We start from the raw sequence: 17,050 nt of genomic DNA on the forward strand, positions 1-17,050 counted from the left end.
CTAGCGTTCCGGATGTCCTGCAACATCCAGCGCCTGGGGAAGCGTGAAGGCACCCGCGTAGAGCGCCTTGCCCACAATGGCGCCTTCCAGTCCGTCGGGAACGAGCTGGCGCAGGGCGGCGAGGTCCTCAAGGCTGGAGATGCCCCCTGACGCCACGACGGGACGCGCGGTCTTTTCCAGGACGTCCCGCAGGAGCTGCAGGTTCGGCCCGCGCAGGGTCCCGTCCTTCGTCACATCGGTGACGACGTACCGGGCACAGCCGGCCTCGTCCAGGCGTGCAAGAACCTCCCAGAGGTCGCCGCCCTCCTCGGTCCAGCCGCGGGCTGCCAGCGTGGTGCCACGGACGTCAAGGCCGACGGCGATGGCGTCCCCGTAGCGCGCAATGGCGCTGGCCGTCCACACCGGGTTCTCCAGCGCCGCGGTACCGAGGTTGACGCGCTCCGCACCGAGCTCAAGTGCGCGGTCCAGTGAGGCATCGTCGCGGATGCCGCCGGAGAGCTCCACCTTGATGTCGAGCTCCTTGACCACCCTGGCCAGCAGGTCGCTGTTGGATCCGCGTCCGAAGGCGGCGTCGAGGTCCACCAGATGGACCCATTCAGCGCCGTCATTCTGCCACTGCAGTGCTGCATCCAGCGGGTCGCCGTAGCTTGTCTCGCTCCCGGCAGCGCCCTGGACCAGCCGGACTGCCTGCCCGTCGGCGACGTCCACGGCAGGGAGCAGTTCAAGGATGGGCGATTCAGTGAAGGGGCTCATGCACTTCCTTTGTTCAGGGTTTCGCGCCGCCGCAGGTGGACGGCTGGCAGTGTCAGCAGCGTGTTGGGGCTCAGCGAAGGCTGCTGATCCAGTTGCGGAGCAGTTGGGCTCCGGCGTCGCCGGACTTTTCGGGGTGGAACTGGGTGGCGGAGAGCGGGCCGTTTTCGACCGCGGCGATGAAGGGGCCGCCGTGCGTGGACCAGGTGACCAGCGGCGGACGCATGGCCGGCTGGGTCACGTCGAAGTTCCACTCCTGCACCCCGTATGAATGCACAAAGTAAAAACGCTCGTCGGCAATGCCTTCAAAAAGCACCGATCCCTCCGGCGGGTCAACCGTGTTCCAGCCCATGTGCGGCACCACGTCGGCTTTGAGCCTCTCGACCGTGCCGGGCCACTCACCCATGCCCTGAGTGCGGACGCCGTGTTCCACGCCCTCCTCGAACAGGACCTGGAGCCCGACACAGATCCCCAGGACCGGACGTCCACCGGCAACCCGGCGTCCGATCATACGGAGTGCATCCACGTCCTTCAGGCCCTGCATGACGGCGGCGAAGGCACCGACGCCGGGGACCACGAGGCCGTCAGCGTTGAGTACATCGTCGGCAGCGGCGCTCAGGGTGACTTCGGCGCCTACGTGCTCAAGCGCGCGCACCGCTGACCGGATGTTCCCCGATCCATAGTCGAGAACCGTGACCCGGGGGGCGTTCACAGTGCGCCCTTGGTCGATGGGATGCCGGTCACGCGAGGGTCCGGTTCCACCGCGGCGCGGAGGGCGCGTGCGAACGCCTTGAACTGCGCCTCGACAATGTGGTGGGGATCCCTGCCGCCCAGGACTTTCATGTGCAGGCAGATCTGGGCGTGAAGGGTGATGGCCTCAAAGACGTGCCGGGTGAGGGAACCCGTGAAGTGCCCGCCGATCAGGTGGTATTCCTGGCCTGCAGGCTCACCGGCGTGAACCAGGTACGGACGGCCCGAAATGTCGACGACGGCGTTCGCCAGAGCCTCATCAAGCGGCACTGTCGCTTCACCGAACCGGCGGATACCCGCTTTGTCGCCGAGGGCCTCCCGCAGCACCTCACCGAGCGTGATTGCGACATCTTCCACGGTGTGGTGGACATCGATGTGGGTGTCTCCGGTGGCCCGGACCGTGAGGTCGATCAGCGAGTGCTTGGCCAGCGCCGTCAACATGTGGTCATAGAAGGGTACGGACGTGCTGATCTCGGAGCGCCCGGTGCCGTCGAGGTCGAGTTCGACGAAAACTGACGATTCACTCGTGGTTCGCTCACGTCGCGCAGCGCGTCGGGCAGTGGCTTCCGCGGTCATGGGGAGAGTCCTAACAGTTGTAACAGCGACAGGCGGGCGAAACGCCCGTACATGCATCCGGCGTCCAGTTTATGAGACGGAGGGCCGGATCAGAGATTCGAGGGTTTCGAGGAAGATCCTGGTTTCCTCTTCCGTTCCGGCGGTGACCCGTAGATGGCCTGGTATACCGACGTCCCGGATAAGCACTCCTGCGTCCAGCAGTCCCTGCCATACGGCCCGCGGATCCTCGAGCCCGCCGAAGAGGACGAAGTTGGAATCCGACGGCGCTACGGGAAGCCCGAGGCCGGTGAGCGCGGACACGATGCGGTCCCTCTGCCTTTTGATCTCGTCAACGTTGGCGAGCAGTTTCGCTGAGTGGGTCAGCGCCGCTATTGCAGTGGCCTGGGTGATTGCTGAGAGGTGGTACGGAAGACGAACGAGTCGGAGGGCGTCGGAAATCTCCGGCGCCGCGGCCAGGTATCCAACCCGGGCCCCGGCGAGGGCGAAAGCCTTGCTCATGGTGCGCGAGACGATGAGCCGTTCCCGTCCCGGCAGCAGTTCCAGGGCACTCGGAGTGCCGGTGTGGGAGAACTCGGCGTAGGCCTCGTCGACGATGATGATCGCCCTGGCCGCTTCTCCTGCCTCGTACGCCGCGGCGACAACGTCCAGGGACAAGGCCGTGCCCGTTGGGTTGTTCGGGCTGCACAGGAACACGATGTTGGCACCTGTTTCCGCGACCTGCTCGGCCGTCGCTCCGGCATCGAGGTCGAAGTTGTCCGCTCTCGTGCCGGCCAGGTAGGAGGTCCCGGTGGACCCTGCAAGGAGGGGGTACATCGAATAGGTGGGCGGGAATCCAAGGGCGGTGCGGCCGGGCCCGCCGAAGGCGAGGAGAATATGCTGCAGCACCTCGTTTGACCCGTTGGCGGCCCAGATGTTGTCTGCGGTGAGACCGTGGCCGAGATAACCGGCGAGGTGCTCACGAAGCAGGGTGAACTCCCGGTCAGGGTAGCGGTTGAGCCCGGCCACTGCGTCCTGCACCGCTTCGACAATCGCCCTGCGCACGTCCCCGGGGACGCCGTGGGTGTTCTCATTGACATTCAGCAGGATGGGAACATCGATCTGGGGAGCTCCGTAGGGGCGCAGGCCCCTGAGGTTGTCCCTGATCGGCAGACGGCTGAGGCGTTCAAGCTGATCGGTCACCACCAGAGTTTAAGGCCGCGGGATCCACAATGCAGAATCGCATTGCGCCCAGGGACACTGTGACACCGATTCTGTAGAGCCCTGTTATGGGTTGCCGACGGGGATATGAAGCGACTGCCCGGCCTGCACCGTTGAGGAGGCCAGCGCATTCAGTTCCACGATTTCCTCAACGACGGCGCGTGGGTCCCGTTCCGGGGCGTACTCGGCCGCGAGTGCCCACAGCGTTTCTCCTGACGTCACGCTTACGCGCACCGTCTCCGTAACGGCAGTCCCGCTTGCCGCAGCCTGTGCCTGCGAGGAGAAGAACGCACTGACGATGAGCAGAGCGGCTGCGAGCAGGGCAAGGGGTGCCGCTACCAGCACGATCCAGCCCCGCCGCGTCAGATGCAGGCGAGGGGCCCGCCCGGCCGCACGGCTTCCCCGGATGTCCAGCTGGAATGAGGGTGCGGTTCCTGCGATATGGAGCGTCGACATGGCGTCACCTTTCTTGATGATGTGGATGTCCGACAGCTTTATTCGAAGCTGTGTTCTATTCCTCTGTGTTTATTCTTAGCACCTGTGAACTAATATTGTCGAGACTCGCTCGAACAAATGTTTGAAAAGGCGTTCGCTGTCCCCTAGCGTTGCTGGTGAGGGTGACGGTCCGGCCGCTTCGAAAACCAGCTCATCACCCACCACTGACAAAACAGGTTGGAGGGCCGGCTGGCCCGGGTCCGGCCCAGGGAAAGGGATGCATACTGGTGGCAGATCTCAGTGCGGCAGGGGACATGGCAGAGGCGTCGGCTTCCGGTGGAAAGCGGGGGCGCGGGCGTCCGCGTGGCCGGGCTATTCCCAAGGGGATGACGCCCCGGCAGAAGAAAATCCTCGAAACCATCCAGCGCAGTGTGGCAGCGCACGGCTATCCGCCGTCCATGCGTGAGATCGGTGACACGGTGGGACTGGCCAGCCTGTCTAGCGTGACGCACCAGCTCGCCCAGCTGGAGCGGATGGGTTACATCCGCCGCGATCCCAAGCGTCCGCGGGCAATGGAGATCCTGCTTCCCCTCACCTTCGGTGAGGAGGCGCCGCGGGCCCTACCGTCCTCCGAGGAGGAGCCTGCTCCGGTGTCAGCGGTCGATGCGGCGATGGTTCCGCTCGTGGGCCGCATTGCGGCGGGCGGTCCTATCCTGGCGGATCAGGTCGTGGAGGATGTCATGCCGCTTCCGCGCCAGCTTGTCGGCCATGGGGACCTCTTCATGCTGCGGGTATCCGGTGACTCGATGATCGACGCAGCTATCTGCGACGGTGACTGGGTGGTGGTCCGCCAGCAGAGCACGGCGGAAAACGGCGATGTTGTGGCTGCCCTGCTTGACGACGAGGCCACCGTGAAGACATTGCGGCAGCGGGACGGCCACACCTGGCTCCTGCCGCAGAACACCAGTTATGAACCCATCCTCGGCGACCATGCCACGATCATGGGCAAGGTTGTATCGGTGATGCGCGCCCTCTGAGGTCGCTGCGGCGCCCGAGGGCAGCATCTGTCCCGGTTGCGGAAGCGTCGGTTACGCCGGCTGCGCGGCGGCCAGCCGTGACAGGATGCCCAGAGCGGTAGCCCGGTCGGTGGTCGGCCAGAACGGGGGCAGCGCTGCCCGGAGGAAACCGCCGTAGCCGGCGGTAGCCAGCCGCGAATCCAGGATGGCCACCATCCCCTTGTCGTCCTGGGCGCGGATGAGGCGCCCCGCTCCCTGCGCAAGCCGGACGGCGGCGTGGGTGGCCGAGACACTGATGAAGCCGTTTCCACCGGCCTTCGCCACAGCGCGGGTGCGCGCGGTCATCAGCGGGTCGTCGGGGCGCGGAAAGGGTATCCGGTCGATGGTCACGAGCCGGCAGGCGTTCCCCGGCACATCGACGCCCTGCCAGAGTGACATGGTGCCGAACAGGCAGGTGTCGGGCTCCTCCGCGAACTGTTTGACCAACGCGGACATGGAGGACTCGCCCTGGCAGAGGATTTCGACGTCGACCCTCTGCCGCAGGGCGTCAGCGGCCTCTTCAGCGGCGCGCCGCGAGGAGAACAGGCCCAGCGCTCCTCCGCGGGAGGCCTTGATGAGGGCCTCCAGCTCGTCCAGCTGTTCCTCCGACGTTCCCCTGCCGGGTTTCGGCAGGTCCTTGGCGACATACAGCACGCCTTGCCGCGGGTAGTCGAACGGGCTTCCGACGTCGACTCCTGTCCAGGACGGTGCGCCCTCCCCTGTCAGTCCGAGCGAACCCGCGACTGGTCCGAACTCCGACCCGATCGCCAGGGTTGCCGACGTAAGCACAACAGTATGGTCCTCGAACAGTCCGCGCCTGAGCCGTCCCGCCACCGACAGGGGCGCAATGCTGATCGTTGCCGGCGAGGATTCGTCTGCAGCCGAGTATCCGGAACCGGGGGTGAACGTGCTCGGCCGGCTGGACCACAGCACTTCCCCGGCGCCACCGGCCGCGACCATCCGTTCAGCGAATTCGAGCAGCACCAGCAGGCGTGAGCGGGCCATCTGGCGGCCGCCGTCCACCGACTGGGCGGAACCGTCCGAACTCGACTCGGACAGCGCCAGGCGGCAGGCTTCGCGCAACTGCACCAAGGCAAGCTCCTGCTGCTCGCTCAGTCCCGCTGCCATCAGGCCGGAGGGCTGGGCGTCGAAAGCGTGCTCAAAGGCGGTCTGGGCCGCCTGGAGTGTATCGGTGTTGGCGCCCAGATGACGTCTCGCTGCAGCTGCCGCGGCTCCGATCAACGCTCCGGACAGCTGTCCCGATACGGCGGAGGTAACGCGGTCGTGAAGTTCATGCGCCTCATCGATCACCACCACGTCGTGTTCGGGCAGCACCGCGAGCCCCTCGAAAGCGTTGATGGCCAGCAGCGCGTGATTGGTGATCACGATGTCCGCCTGGCCTGCCTTTTCACGTGCGCGTTCGCTGAAGCACTCGTCGGCCACGGGGCACCTCTGCGCACCGAGGCATTCCATGCTGGACACCGAGACCTGCCGCCAGGCCCTGTCACTGACCCCGGGCAGCAGCTCATCCCGGTCGCCGGTTTCTGTTTCCTCGGCCCACTCCCGCAGGCGGACGATCTCCCGTCCGAGCGGAGTGGACGGTCCCGCAGACGGATGCGGGGTTGCCGGCTCGCCGTCCAGCGCGAACAGGGCTCCGGAGTCATCCTCGTCCGGGAACCCGCCGCCTGTCTTGTGCCTGCAGACGTAATTCCCGCGGCCCTTGAGCAGCGCGACATTCACGGGCCGCGGCAGCGAACCCTTCAGGGTCTCGAGCAGCCGGGGCAGGTCGCGGTTGACGATCTGCGCCTGCAGCGCAAGCGTGGCGGTGGAGACAACGGAGGTCGTGTCGCTCTTCACCGCGTGGGTGATCAGGGGCAGCAGGTACGCCAGGGACTTTCCGGTGCCGGTTCCGGCCTGCACCAGCAGGTGGGTGCCGCTGTCGATCGCTTCCTCGACCTGGCGCACCATTTCATGCTGCCCGCTGCGCTGCTGACCACCCATCGCTTCCACGACGTCGTCGAGCAGTTGGAGGGGACTTACCTTCCCCTCAGCCATGCCTGACGAACGGCTCCAGTTCCGCGGCCAGGCCTTCCCGGACCATTACCTCGACTTCGGTACCCTTTTCGACGTGTTCGAGCCGAAGGATCTCCGCGTCCGGCTGGTGCAGGCGCGATACGACGTCCCCGCGCTGGTAGGGCACCAACAGCGTCAGCCTGACGCTCGGCCGTGGAATGGCCTGGCTGATCAGTTCAAGCAGCTCCGGAATCCCCTGGCCGGTGCGGGCGGAGACGATTGCGTGGCGCGGTTCCTTCTGCCGGAGCCGTTCGAGGACAAAGGGATCTGCCGCATCCGCCTTGTTCAGGACGATGATCTCGGGCACCTTGCGCGCGTCCACCTCCGTCAGGACATCCCGTACGGCGGCGATCTGTCCCTCAGGGTCAGGGTGCGAGGCATCCACGACGTGCAGGATCAGGTCAGCGTCCGCTACTTCCTCAAGGGTGGACCGGAACGCTTCAACCAGCTGGGTGGGCAGGGACCGGACAAACCCGACGGTATCCGCGAGGGTGAACTCCAGCCCGTCCGGCGTCTGGGCCCGACGGATGGTCGGATCCAGCGTGGCGAACAGTGCGTTCTCCACCAGGACCCCGGCATCCGTCAGCCGGTTCAGGAGGGACGACTTCCCGGCGTTCGTGTAGCCGGCGATCGCTACGGACGGGACCTCATGACGACGGCGGTTGGCCCGCTTGGTTTCACGGGCGGGCTTCATTCCTGCGATCTCCCGGCGGAGCTTCGCCATCCGGGTGCGGATTTTCCGGCGGTCCAGTTCGATCTTGGTCTCGCCGGGGCCACGCGAACCCATGCCTGCACCGGCACCACCGACCTGGCCGCCGGCCTGGCGGGACATGGACTCGCCCCAGCCGCGCAGCCGCGGAAGCAGATATTCGAGCTGTGCCAGCTCGACCTGCGCCTTTCCTTCACGCGACTTGGCGTGCTGGGCGAAGATGTCGAGGATGAGAGCGGTTCGGTCAATGACCTTGACCTTGACGATGTCTTCAAGCCCGCGGCGCTGCGAGGGGGCAAGCTCGCTGTCGACGATGACCGTGTCCGCTCCCGTAGCCATCACGATGTTCTTCAGTTCCTCGGCTTTGCCGGCCCCCAGGAAGGTGCCCGGATCCGGCTTCAGGCGGCGCTGAATGATGCCGTCCAGGACTTCGGATCCGGCTGTTTCTGCGAGGGCGGCGAGTTCACGCAGCGAATTCTCCGCGTCCGCCACGGTTCCTTCGCCCCAGATGCCGGCCAGCACCACGCGTTCAAGGCGCAGCTGTCGGTATTCGACCTCGCTGACGTCCTCAAGCTCCGTCGAGAGCCCGGCCACACGCCGCAGTGCGCGCCGCTCTTCACGGTCCTGCTGGTCGCCGTCGTACTCCGATGGTTCCCCGTCGAGTTCCGACAAGGCCTGCGCTCGTTCGCGCTGCCCGTTGCCGAAACGGCGGGCGGCGCCGGCGGTTGTTGCGGGGTCTTTGGCAAGAATCCGGTCGATGACGGCCTGGATTTCATCGGGGCCCATTTCCGGCTCGGGCGTTGCCGACGCTCCGTGATGAGTGGTCATACTCTCCCTTGGTATCTGTCTTTCCATGGTAGTCCGTCGGCCCGGCGGCGTGGGCGGGATTCTCTCAGCGCGAAGCGCGGACCACTAGGCTGGAACATTATGGATTCGCAGCACTACTTCAGCACCGCTCCCTCCGGGCCGGACCGGCGCCGCCCACTCCGGGTGTCACTGGCAGGCAGGGAACGGGACCTCGTGACCTCCGGCGGCATTTTCAGCCCGGACGGTGTGGACAAAGGCACCGCGATCCTGCTGTCGGAGGTGCCGCCGCCCGGCGGGTCCAACCTGCTCGATATCGGCTGCGGATGGGGCCCGCTCGCCCTCACCATGGCGCTCCAGGCGCCCGGGGCCGCCGTCGTCGCCATCGACGTCAATGAGCGTTCGCTGGAACTGACCCGGGAAAATGCCCGGCGGCTGGATCTCGCCAACGTGACCGCAGTGCTGCCCGACGACGTCAGGAACGACATCCTGTTCGACACCATCTGGTCCAACCCCCCGATCCGCATCGGCAAGGAAGCCCTCCACGAGCTACTGCTGCGCTGGCTCCCCCGGCTTGCCCCGGGCGGGACAGCGTGGCTGGTGGTGCAGAAAAACCTGGGCGCCGATTCACTGCAGCGGTGGCTGGCAGCGGAACTTCCGGCCAATTACGACGTCGGCCGCGCTTCCACCGCAAAATCCTTCCGTATCCTGCGGGTGACCCGGCAGGGCTAGGCGAAGGTACCGCTGGCCACCAGGACGGCCGGACCGCTCAGATGGACGTGTTCGTCGCCCCCGGCGCCCAGCCGGAAGCGCACGCCGACAACACCGCCGGGCACGGTGACGCTCCAGACGTCAGGGGCGTCCTCCCCCGCCCAGAAGCGGGTGGCGACCGCCGCAGCGCAGGCGCCTGTCCCGCAGGAGAGGGTTTCTCCCACTCCACGTTCGTGGACACGCATGCTCACCTGGCCCACGCCGTCGTGCATCAGCGGATCGTGCGGCACAACAAACTCCACGTTGGTTCCGTTCGGCGGCAGCGGGTCCACGGACGGCGCATCGAACAGGCGTGTTGCACGCAGTTCCGCGATCTCTGCCAGGGCCACGACCGTGTGCGGATTGCCCATGCTGACCGAAAGTCCGGGCCGCGCGACCTGCAGCCCGTCTGCCTCCACCAGCGAATCCGTGGCGCGCGCGGCCGCGGCGTCCGGATAGATGAACTCCCACGGCCCCATGTCCACCGAGTAGCCGTCCGCGGAGCGCTCGACAATCTTGACTCCGCCGCGGGTACCGACGGCAACGGTGGCTCCCTCGGCGAGGTCGATCAGTCCGTGGCTGACCAGGAAGTGCACAAACACGCGGACCCCGTTGCCGCACATTTCCGACACCGAACCGTCGCCGTTCCGGTAGTCCATGAACCACTCGGCGTCCGGCGCCTGCTGCAGAAGTGCCCTGCCCTCCGGGAGGAACGACGACGGCACCGCACGGATCAATCCGTCCGCGCCGATACCCCGGTGGCGGTCGCAGGCGGCCGCGACATCGGCTGCCGTCAGGTCCACCGTGCCGTCCCGGTCGGCGACCAGGATGAAGTCATTACCGGTGCCGTGCCCTTTGGTGAAGGACAGGCCGGACAGTCGCGTGCGGGCAGCCGCTGCCGCCTGGGTATGTGTGCTCACCCTATCTAGGATAGGGGTCCCTCTTTCTGCGCGGCTCTTACTGCTTTCCCGAGCAGTTCGGGGTCATGCCAGTGCAGCCAGCGGATCCGGTCGTCCGCCCGGAACCACGTCAGCTGCCTCCGTGCGAAGCGCCGGGTGGCGGCGATGGTGTCCTCGGCTGCCTCGGCCGGTGACCATTCGCCGTCGAGCACGCGCAGGAACTGGCTGTAGCCCAAGGCACGGGCAGCGGTGCGGCCCTCCCGCAACCCCTGCCCGTCAAGGACGCGGACCTCGTCCTGCAGTCCACGCCCGATCATGGCGTGCACGCGTTCGGCCAGTCTGTCCCGAAGGATGTCGCGATCCACGCCCAGCCCGATCTGCACCGCAGGCTGGTGGTACACCCGCCGGGGCATGAAGGAACTGAAGGGCCGGCCGGTGATTTCATACACTTCAAGGGCCCGAATGACCCTACGTTCATCCCCCAGCCGCCCGGCGGATACGGGATCGACGGCGGCCAGCCGCTCACGCAGGGCGGCAATTCCGTGTGCAGCGTTCTCGTCTTCGAGCCGTGCGCGGACGGCGGTATCGGTGGGCGGGAACTCAAGCTCATCCAGCGCCGCCCGAAGGTACAGGCCCGATCCACCCACCAGGATGGGCACCCTGCCCCGCGCGCGGATTTCCGCCATCGCTTCCCGGCTCCGCTGCTGGTAGGCGGCGACACTGGCCTCCTCGCGGACGTCCAGGATGTCCAGAAGGTGGTGCGGCACACCGCAGCGTTCCTCGAGGGACAGCTTGGCCGTGCCGATATCCATGCCCCGGTAGAACTGCATGGCGTCGGCGTTGATCACCTCGCCGCCGAGGGCGTCGGCCAGTGCGATGCCCAGCTCCGACTTCCCAGAACCTGTGGGCCCGACGACGGCGATCACCGGGAGCGATGCGGGCTGATCCGTTGGAGGCACCCTAGTCGCGGCGTACCGGGAGCGCTGGCATCCCGAGGGAGACGCCCTTGCCGGGGGCGCCGGCGCCAGGTACCGGTGCGCCACAGGATTCTGCCTGCGACCGGTCCCAGGCGTCGCCTGCGCGGGACCGCCGGAGGTGATACTCCCCCGCCGGTGGATCTGCGACCAGGTGGAAGGCCGCCGCCTCAGTGATGGTCACCGTGACCAGGTCTCCGGGCCGCGGTGCCTCGGCCCCTTCGGGGACCGAGAAGTGGACGAGCCTCTGATCCCGTGATCGTCCGCTCAGGCGGTGGGTTTCGTGGGCCTTGCGGCCCTGCTGCGCGGTGACGAGCACCTCCACCCGACGGCCTACCTGCGCGGCGTTTTCCTCTGCCGCGATGCGGTCCTGCAGGGCGGTGAGGCGCTCATACCGCTCCTGGACCACCGCCTTCGGAAGCTGGTCGGGAAGTTCCGCGGCAGGAGTCCCGGGCCGCTTGGAGTACTGGAAGGTGAAAGCGGTGGCGAACCGGGCCTGCTCAACAACGCGCAGCGTTTCCAGGAAATCCTCTTCGGTCTCCCCAGGGAAACCGACGATGATGTCCGTCGAGATGGATGCATGCGGCATCCGTGCGCGAACCCGGTCCAGGATGCCGAGGAACTTCTCCGACCGGTAGGAGCGGCGCATCGCCTTCAGGATGCGGTCGGATCCGGATTGCAGCGGCATGTGGAGCTGCGGGGCCACGTTCGGGGTCTCTGCCATGGCATCGATCACGTCATCGGTGAATGCCGCCGGGTGGGGACTGGTGAAGCGTACGCGCTCCAGTCCCTCGATAGTCCCGCATGATCGCAGGAGCTTCGCGAATGCGCCCCTATCGCCGAATTCCACGCCGTACGAGTTGACGTTCTGGCCGAGGAGCGTGACCTCGATGGCTCCGTCAGCCACGAGCGCTTCGATCTCGGCGAGGATGTCCCCGGGCCGCCGGTCCTTTTCCTTCCCGCGCAGGGAAGGCACGATGCAGAAGGTGCAGGTGTTGTTGCAGCCCACCGAGATAGAGACCCAGCCCGAGTACACCGCATCGCGCTTGGTGGGCAGGGTGGAGGGAAAGACGTCCAACGATTCGAGGATTTCGAGCTGCGCCTCATCGTTGTGGCGGGCGCGCTCCAGCAGGGCCGGTAGTGCCCCGATGTTGTGGGTCCCGAAGACGGCGTCCACCCACGGCGCCTTGCGGAGGATGGTTTCCCGGTCTTTCTGGGCGAGGCAGCCACCGACGGCGATCTGCATTCCCGGCCGTGACTGCTTCACCGGCGCAAGCTGCCCCAGATTCCCGTACAGCTTGTTGTCCGCGTTCTCGCGGACGGCACAGGTATTAAAGACAACGACGTCGGCCTGCCCGCCCACCGCAGTCACATATCCGGCGTCCTCCAGGAGCCCTGAGATGCGTTCGGAGTCGTGGACGTTCATCTGGCACCCGAAGGTGCGCACCTCATAGGTGCGTGGAACGGAGCCGTGCTCTGACGGCGCCGGTGAAGGGGTAGGTGATACAACTGTGGAACTCACCCATTAAGGGTACGGCCCAGCGTGCCCAGCCCCAATCCGGGCGGCAGCACCGGTAGCGTGCACCGCGTGTACCACCCGGGCCCGTCCACTAGTCCAGCCCGTCCAGCTAGTCCAGCCCGTCCAGCTCTTCCAGCCCGTCCAGCTCCTCCCGGACGATGGAGAAGGCAAGGGACGGCGAATAGCCCTTGCGGGCAAGCATGGCCACGAGCCGGCGTGTCTGCTTCTCGCGGGCTGCCCGGTCCGCCGGGTCGGCAAGCGGTCTCAACTTCCGCCGCACCAGATCGACGGCGGCGGAATGCTCGTCCTCGTCGGACCGCTGCGCCAGCGCGTCCTCGGCCAGCTCGCCGGTGATGCCTTTGTCCGCCAGCTCGCGCTTGATGGCCGATCGGGCCAGGGATCGGGTGGCGGCACGGCTGCGCACCCACATGCGGGCGAACTCCGCGTCATCAATCAGCTGGACCTCTTCGTAGCGGTCCAGGATTTCTTCCGCTACCTGATCGGAAATTCCGCGCTCACGCAGTTTCGTGAGGAGCTGGTGACGGCTGCGCGGAGCCATCGAGAGCTGACGCAGCACGATGGACCGCGCCGCTTCATGCGGGTCCGGCTCCGCTACCGGATCAACGTCGGAGCCCTTCCCTGAACCCCCGCGGTCCTCTCCGGCTGGGCGCTTCCTGCTTGAACTCTTCCTGCCTGAGCTCTTCCTGCTTGAACCCATGCTGCCTGAACCTGTGCTGGCTGAACGCCGGGCGCCCCGCTCTGTTGCGGCGCCCGGCATCCCGGGGAAGTCATTCATGCGGCCTTAGCGGCCCTCGCCGCCGACTGCCTTCAGTTTGGGACCACCCGGCTCCGGGGCGGCCGGCTCAACCGCGCCGCCGACGCCGAGCTTTTGCCGGATCTTTTGCTCCAGCTCATCTGCCAGGTCCGGATTGTCGATCAGGAACTTCCGCGCGTTCTCCTTGCCCTGACCCAGTTGGTCTCCGTCATAGGTGAACCAGGCGCCGGATTTCTTCACGAGACCGTTTTCCACGCCGACATCGATCAACCCGCCCTCGCGGGAGATTCCGAAGCCATAGAGGATGTCGAATTCCGCCTGCTTGAAGGGCGGGGCCATCTTGTTCTTGACGATTTTGGCCCGTGTCCGGTTACCCACCGGGTTGGTGCCTTCCTTGAGCGTTTCAATGCGACGCACATCGATGCGCACGGAAGCGTAGAACTTCAGTGCCTTACCGCCCGTGGTGGTTTCCGGGCTGCCGAAGAACACGCCGATCTTCTCGCGGAGCTGGTTGATGAAGATGGCGGTTGTCTTGGTCTGGCTCAGGCGTCCGGTGATCTTTCGCAGGGCCTGGCTCATCAGCCGCGCCTGCAGACCGACGTGGCTGTCGCCCATTTCGCCCTCGATCTCGGCGCGCGGAACCAGCGCCGCCACGGAGTCGATCACCACGATGTCGATGGAACCGGAGCCCACCAGCATGTCCATGATCTCCAGGGCCTGCTCGCCCGTGTCCGGCTGCGAGACCAGCAGTGCGTCGGTATCCACCCCGAGCTTCTTGGCGTATTCCGGATCCAGCGCATGCTCAGCGTCGATGAACGCAGCGATGCCGCCGTTGCGCTGGGCGTTGGCGACCGCGTGCAGAGCCACCGTTGTTTTACCCGACGATTCCGGGCCATAGATTTCCACGACCCTGCCGCGCGGCAGTCCGCCGATCCCAAGGGCGGCGTCGAGCGCGATGGAACTGGTGGAAATGGTTTCGATGGGGGCGCGGACCTCATCACCCAGACGCATGACGGAGCCCTTGCCGTACTGCTTGTCTATCTGGGCCAGGGCGGCCTCGAGAGCCTTTTCGCGATCGGCTGGTACGGCCATAATTCACCTCGGTTTACTCATGGCCACTTAAGGCCCGTTGACTGTTCTTCCCGACCGTAACGTTCCCCTCCGACACTTTGCCCGGCAGGACGAACCATGTGGATATTGCGCCGGGTTTCGGGGAGCTGTGGAGGACGTGTGGAGAGAAGGATTTCTGGCTCCAGCATAACCCCGGTCCGAACACATATTCGATTGATTCCGTGGCGTGTTTCGCTTCGGTCACCGTGGTTTTACATCGCGCCCGAGGCGCCGGTATTCCGGTACGTCCTGCATGGTGCAGACCGCTTGCCAGACTGCCCTGGGATCGATTCCTGCCCGTAGCGCCTCCATGGGTGTCCGGTCGCCCAGACCTGACAGATGCAGGGTATCCGCCAGTGTGCGCGAGTAGGCGGGACCGAATTCATCGTCCATCAATCGCCAGAAGTCACTTGTGCGCAATGCTGCGTCCTCCCTCTTGTCGATAACCCTAGAATGAATCGCATGACTGTAGACCGCCAGGAACCTGATGCCTCCGTTGATGCTGCCGTCCAGGCGTTGGAGCAGCAGCTCAGTATGCTGTGGCGGCGTGCACGGTCCAACTCCTACAAGGTTGCGCGGCGCGTCCATCCCGACATGGAGCCTGCAGCCTACGGGCTGCTGGTCATCCTACAGCGGGAGGGTTCCATGCGCCTGACCGATCTGGCAGCCAGCATCGGGGTCGGCAAACCCTCTGTCAGCCGGCAGATCGCCATGTTGGAACAGCTCGGCCTGGTCCAGAAGACAGCCGATCCGCTGGACGGCCGCGCGCAGGCGATCAGCCTGACCGAGGACGGCCTGAGGCAGCTTTCCACTGCGCAGGCCGCCCGCAAGGAAGCATTCCACCAGCTGATGGAAGACTGGAGCCTCTCGGATCTCCGGACGCTCGGGAACCTGATTTCCCAGCTGAACCAGACCTACACCAAGGACAACTGGTAGGACACACAAGAGGAGGCCCGCCGGATGGCGAACCTCCTCTTTACGCACACCGGGGTGCGGTGGAACATCAGTTCTTGGTAGCTGCGAGTCCCCTGCTGAAACCGCCGGTGAAATCCTCCGGCAGTTCGCCGCCGAACTGCTGGGCGAATTCCTGCGGGACGGTGTCGGGAACAGCGACTCCCTCTGCTTCTGCAAGGCGGTCACTGACCTCCCGCAGCATCAGGGACAACGGCACATCCAGTGCGGAGCAGATTGAGGACAGCAGTTCCGAAGACGCTTCCTTCTGCCCCCGCTCCACCTCGCTGAGGTAGCCGAGGGAGACCCGGGCGCTGTGCGACACTTCCCTGAGTGTACGGCCCTGGCGCTGGCGGACGTCCCGCAGGACGTCTCCGATCTCGTGGCGTAAAACGACCATCTTGCGCTCCTTCGGCTTACGTTGCGGATCTTCTGCCAACCCCACATCCCGCCAACGGATAACACCGTTCACGGACACGGGTTGCTTTACCATGTGGATCGCCTAACTCCCTTGTGCTGGCCTGAGCAGCTGTCTGTTTTTAAGCCTAGCCCGTCTTGCGTCGACGTGCTGGACACTATTGATAACTATTGCGGATCTCTGTTTGTTCCCACCGGCCGGCGCTGGAGCACTTCCGTGAGGAGCTTCACTGCCGCATCGCAGGAGGCTTCCCGGATCTGTGCGCGGGTTCCCGCGAACCGGTATTCCCGAACGAGGCAGTCATCAGTTCCGGAAACAGCAACGACGACGGTGCCCACATCCTTCCCCTCGTGCGGTTCCGGACCTGCCACGCCGGTGGTCGCTATACCGATGTCGGCATTGCAGGACTTCCTCGCACCGCGCGCCATCTGCTCGGCTACCTGCACATCGACGGCACCGACACTGCGCAGCAGTTCAGGATCCACACCGAGAAGCGACACCTTCAGATCCCGGTGGTAGGAAACCACGCCTCCGCGCAGCACGGCTGAGGCACCCGGAACGTCAGCGAGCGACGCCGCAACCAATCCTGCCGTCAGGGACTCACCCGTGGCCACGGTAAGGCGGCGTTCGCTTGCCAGAGCCACGGCGTGTTGGAGTGCGGCGGCGCGGATCTCGGCCGGCGTCACAGGATGGGAGCCCCGGTACCGGTCATCGGGCGGAGTTCCGGGCCGAACGGCGGAGGCGCACGGCCTGCACCACGTAGTCGATGCCGGTGACGACGGTGATAGCCAGGGCTGCCATCATCACCACAAGTGCGGGCCACTGCGCCCAGGATCCCAGCGCGGGCACCAGCAGGTAGAGGAAGATCGCGAGGGTCTGGACAACGGTCTTCAGCTTCCCGCCACGGGAGGCCGGCATCACTCCGTAGCGGATGACGGCAAATCTCAGCAGCGTGATGCCGAGCTCACGCACCAGGATCACGATGGTGATCCACCACTGCAGTTCACCGAGCGCGGACAGCAGAATCAGAGCCGACCCGATCAGCAGTTTGTCGGCAATGGGATCGGCGATTTTTCCGAAATTGGTGATCAGTCCGCGGCTGCGGGCAATGTCGCCGTCGAGCTTGTCGGTGTAGATGGCCACCGCGAAAGTGACCACCGCAAGCCAGCGGAAAACCCCGCCGTTGCCGGCGTCGGCGAGGAGGAACCAGACGAAGAACGGCACCAGCACAATCCGCACGACCGTCAGGACGTTCGCTACGTTCAGGACGGGCACCGCTCCGGCATCAGGATTGCTCACGGGTCA

Annotated in this window: 19 protein-coding genes; 3 read left to right on the forward strand and 16 right to left on the reverse strand. The window is 65.8% G+C overall.

What is annotated here, in order from left to right:
* The 5 genes from priA to BLS52_RS06390 form a co-directional block, all read right to left on the reverse strand.
* A complete protein-coding gene (gene priA / locus BLS52_RS06370; RefSeq protein WP_090585270.1) occupies nucleotides 1–753 on the reverse strand; it encodes a bifunctional 1-(5-phosphoribosyl)-5-((5-phosphoribosylamino)methylideneamino)imidazole-4-carboxamide isomerase/phosphoribosylanthranilate isomerase PriA in 753 nt (250 codons plus the stop codon).
* A 70-nt stretch (nucleotides 754–823) separates the two neighbouring features.
* Nucleotides 824–1,462 (reverse strand): imidazole glycerol phosphate synthase subunit HisH, encoded by a 639-nt coding sequence (gene hisH, locus BLS52_RS06375; RefSeq protein ID WP_090585272.1) that lies wholly within the window; start codon nucleotides 1,460–1,462, stop codon nucleotides 824–826.
* Nucleotides 1,459–2,076, reverse strand: a complete 618-nt coding sequence (hisB, locus tag BLS52_RS06380; protein ID WP_090585274.1) for an imidazoleglycerol-phosphate dehydratase HisB — start codon at nucleotides 2,074–2,076, stop codon at nucleotides 1,459–1,461. The genes hisH and hisB overlap by 4 nt, the downstream gene beginning before the upstream one ends.
* Nucleotides 2,077–2,145: 69 nt before the next feature.
* Nucleotides 2,146–3,255 carry a histidinol-phosphate transaminase gene (locus tag BLS52_RS06385; RefSeq protein ID WP_026545485.1) on the reverse strand — a complete coding sequence of 370 codons (1,110 nt, stop codon included), beginning with the start codon at nucleotides 3,253–3,255 and terminating at the stop codon, nucleotides 2,146–2,148.
* Between the two features lie 84 nt (nucleotides 3,256–3,339).
* A complete protein-coding gene (locus tag BLS52_RS06390; protein WP_084033749.1) occupies nucleotides 3,340–3,729 on the reverse strand; it encodes a LysM peptidoglycan-binding domain-containing protein in 390 nt (129 codons plus the stop codon).
* A gap of 293 nt (nucleotides 3,730–4,022) precedes the next feature.
* Here BLS52_RS06390 and lexA point away from each other — a divergent pair, with 293 nt between their 5' ends.
* Nucleotides 4,023–4,745: a transcriptional repressor LexA gene (gene lexA / locus BLS52_RS06395; protein WP_090585503.1), complete on the forward strand. Its 723-nt coding sequence runs from the start codon at nucleotides 4,023–4,025 to the stop codon at nucleotides 4,743–4,745.
* Between the two features lie 51 nt (nucleotides 4,746–4,796).
* On the opposite strand, the gene BLS52_RS06400 is transcribed toward lexA, so the two are convergent.
* Nucleotides 4,797–6,818: an ATP-dependent DNA helicase gene (locus tag BLS52_RS06400; protein WP_090585276.1), complete on the reverse strand. Its 2,022-nt coding sequence runs from the start codon at nucleotides 6,816–6,818 to the stop codon at nucleotides 4,797–4,799.
* Complete coding sequence (hflX, locus tag BLS52_RS06405) at nucleotides 6,811–8,373, reverse strand: GTPase HflX (RefSeq protein WP_090585278.1); 1,563 nt, start codon at nucleotides 8,371–8,373, stop codon at nucleotides 6,811–6,813. Before hflX ends, BLS52_RS06400 begins: the two co-directional genes overlap by 8 nt.
* Nucleotides 8,374–8,472: 99 nt before the next feature.
* Between hflX and BLS52_RS06410 the strand changes: the two genes are divergently transcribed.
* Nucleotides 8,473–9,081 (forward strand): class I SAM-dependent methyltransferase, encoded by a 609-nt coding sequence (locus BLS52_RS06410; RefSeq protein WP_090585280.1) that lies wholly within the window; start codon nucleotides 8,473–8,475, stop codon nucleotides 9,079–9,081.
* Here BLS52_RS06410 and dapF read toward each other — a convergent pair.
* The 6 genes from dapF to BLS52_RS06440 form a co-directional block, all read right to left on the reverse strand.
* On the reverse strand, nucleotides 9,078–10,019 hold the full coding sequence (gene dapF, locus BLS52_RS06415) for a diaminopimelate epimerase (RefSeq protein WP_026545480.1): 942 nt from the start codon (nucleotides 10,017–10,019) through the stop codon (nucleotides 9,078–9,080). The genes BLS52_RS06410 and dapF overlap by 4 nt on opposite strands.
* Before the next feature lie 5 nt (nucleotides 10,020–10,024).
* Complete coding sequence (gene miaA, locus BLS52_RS06420; RefSeq protein ID WP_090585281.1) at nucleotides 10,025–10,957, reverse strand: tRNA (adenosine(37)-N6)-dimethylallyltransferase MiaA; 933 nt, start codon at nucleotides 10,955–10,957, stop codon at nucleotides 10,025–10,027.
* 1 nt (nucleotide 10,958) lies between these two features.
* Entirely contained in the window at nucleotides 10,959–12,494 is a 1,536-nt protein-coding gene (miaB, locus tag BLS52_RS06425) for a tRNA (N6-isopentenyl adenosine(37)-C2)-methylthiotransferase MiaB (protein ID WP_090585283.1), read from the reverse strand.
* Between the two features lie 106 nt (nucleotides 12,495–12,600).
* Nucleotides 12,601–13,287 carry a regulatory protein RecX gene (locus BLS52_RS06430; RefSeq protein ID WP_245702729.1) on the reverse strand — a complete coding sequence of 229 codons (687 nt, stop codon included), beginning with the start codon at nucleotides 13,285–13,287 and terminating at the stop codon, nucleotides 12,601–12,603.
* A gap of 6 nt (nucleotides 13,288–13,293) precedes the next feature.
* Nucleotides 13,294–14,358 (reverse strand): recombinase RecA, encoded by a 1,065-nt coding sequence (gene recA, locus BLS52_RS06435; protein ID WP_026545477.1) that lies wholly within the window; start codon nucleotides 14,356–14,358, stop codon nucleotides 13,294–13,296.
* 219 nt (nucleotides 14,359–14,577) lie between these two features.
* A complete protein-coding gene (locus BLS52_RS06440) occupies nucleotides 14,578–14,796 on the reverse strand; it encodes a DUF3046 domain-containing protein (protein ID WP_084033745.1) in 219 nt (72 codons plus the stop codon).
* A gap of 42 nt (nucleotides 14,797–14,838) precedes the next feature.
* On the opposite strand from BLS52_RS06440, the gene BLS52_RS06445 reads away from it, so the two are divergent.
* The gene (locus tag BLS52_RS06445; protein WP_026545476.1) at nucleotides 14,839–15,312 is read left to right on the forward strand and encodes a MarR family winged helix-turn-helix transcriptional regulator; all 474 of its coding nucleotides are present in this window, start codon (nucleotides 14,839–14,841) and stop codon (nucleotides 15,310–15,312) included.
* Nucleotides 15,313–15,379: 67 nt separating this feature from the next.
* Here BLS52_RS06445 and BLS52_RS06450 read toward each other — a convergent pair whose 3' ends face one another.
* The 3 genes from BLS52_RS06450 to pgsA all read right to left on the reverse strand — a co-directional run bounded on the left by BLS52_RS06450 (nucleotide 15,380) and on the right by pgsA (nucleotide 17,044).
* A complete protein-coding gene (locus BLS52_RS06450) occupies nucleotides 15,380–15,820 on the reverse strand; it encodes a helix-turn-helix domain-containing protein (protein WP_026545475.1) in 441 nt (146 codons plus the stop codon).
* Between the two features lie 92 nt (nucleotides 15,821–15,912).
* Nucleotides 15,913–16,431 (reverse strand): CinA family protein, encoded by a 519-nt coding sequence (locus BLS52_RS06455; RefSeq protein ID WP_090585285.1) that lies wholly within the window; start codon nucleotides 16,429–16,431, stop codon nucleotides 15,913–15,915.
* 22 nt (nucleotides 16,432–16,453) lie between these two features.
* A complete protein-coding gene (pgsA, locus tag BLS52_RS06460) occupies nucleotides 16,454–17,044 on the reverse strand; it encodes a CDP-diacylglycerol--glycerol-3-phosphate 3-phosphatidyltransferase (protein WP_090585287.1) in 591 nt (196 codons plus the stop codon).
* Between the last annotated feature and the right edge of the window lie 6 nt (nucleotides 17,045–17,050).

The sequence above is a fragment of the Arthrobacter subterraneus genome (genome assembly GCF_900099735.1).
GTDB classification, from domain to species: Bacteria; Actinomycetota; Actinomycetes; order Actinomycetales; family Micrococcaceae; genus Arthrobacter_D; species Arthrobacter_D subterraneus.

Excerpts from the sequence above, each read along its gene's own strand:
- BLS52_RS06430 (WP_245702729.1), bottom strand. The coding sequence starts at position 13,287 with ATGAATGACTTCCCCGGGATGCCGGGCGCCGCAACAGAGCGGGGCGCC.
- BLS52_RS06390 (WP_084033749.1), bottom strand. The coding sequence starts at position 3,729 with ATGTCGACGCTCCATATCGCAGGAACCGCACCCTCATTCCAGCTGGAC.
- recA (WP_026545477.1), bottom strand. The coding sequence starts at position 14,358 with ATGGCCGTACCAGCCGATCGCGAAAAGGCTCTCGAGGCCGCCCTGGCC.
- hisB (WP_090585274.1), bottom strand. The coding sequence starts at position 2,076 with ATGACCGCGGAAGCCACTGCCCGACGCGCTGCGCGACGTGAGCGAACC.
- BLS52_RS06410 (WP_090585280.1), top strand. The coding sequence starts at position 8,473 with ATGGATTCGCAGCACTACTTCAGCACCGCTCCCTCCGGGCCGGACCGG.
- lexA (WP_090585503.1), top strand. The coding sequence starts at position 4,023 with ATGGCAGAGGCGTCGGCTTCCGGTGGAAAGCGGGGGCGCGGGCGTCCG.
- hflX (WP_090585278.1), bottom strand. The coding sequence starts at position 8,373 with ATGACCACTCATCACGGAGCGTCGGCAACGCCCGAGCCGGAAATGGGC.
- priA (WP_090585270.1), bottom strand. The coding sequence starts at position 753 with ATGAGCCCCTTCACTGAATCGCCCATCCTTGAACTGCTCCCTGCCGTG.
- BLS52_RS06445 (WP_026545476.1), top strand. The coding sequence starts at position 14,839 with ATGACTGTAGACCGCCAGGAACCTGATGCCTCCGTTGATGCTGCCGTC.
- BLS52_RS06400 (WP_090585276.1), bottom strand. The coding sequence starts at position 6,818 with ATGGCTGAGGGGAAGGTAAGTCCCCTCCAACTGCTCGACGACGTCGTG.
- BLS52_RS06450 (WP_026545475.1), bottom strand. The coding sequence starts at position 15,820 with ATGGTAAAGCAACCCGTGTCCGTGAACGGTGTTATCCGTTGGCGGGAT.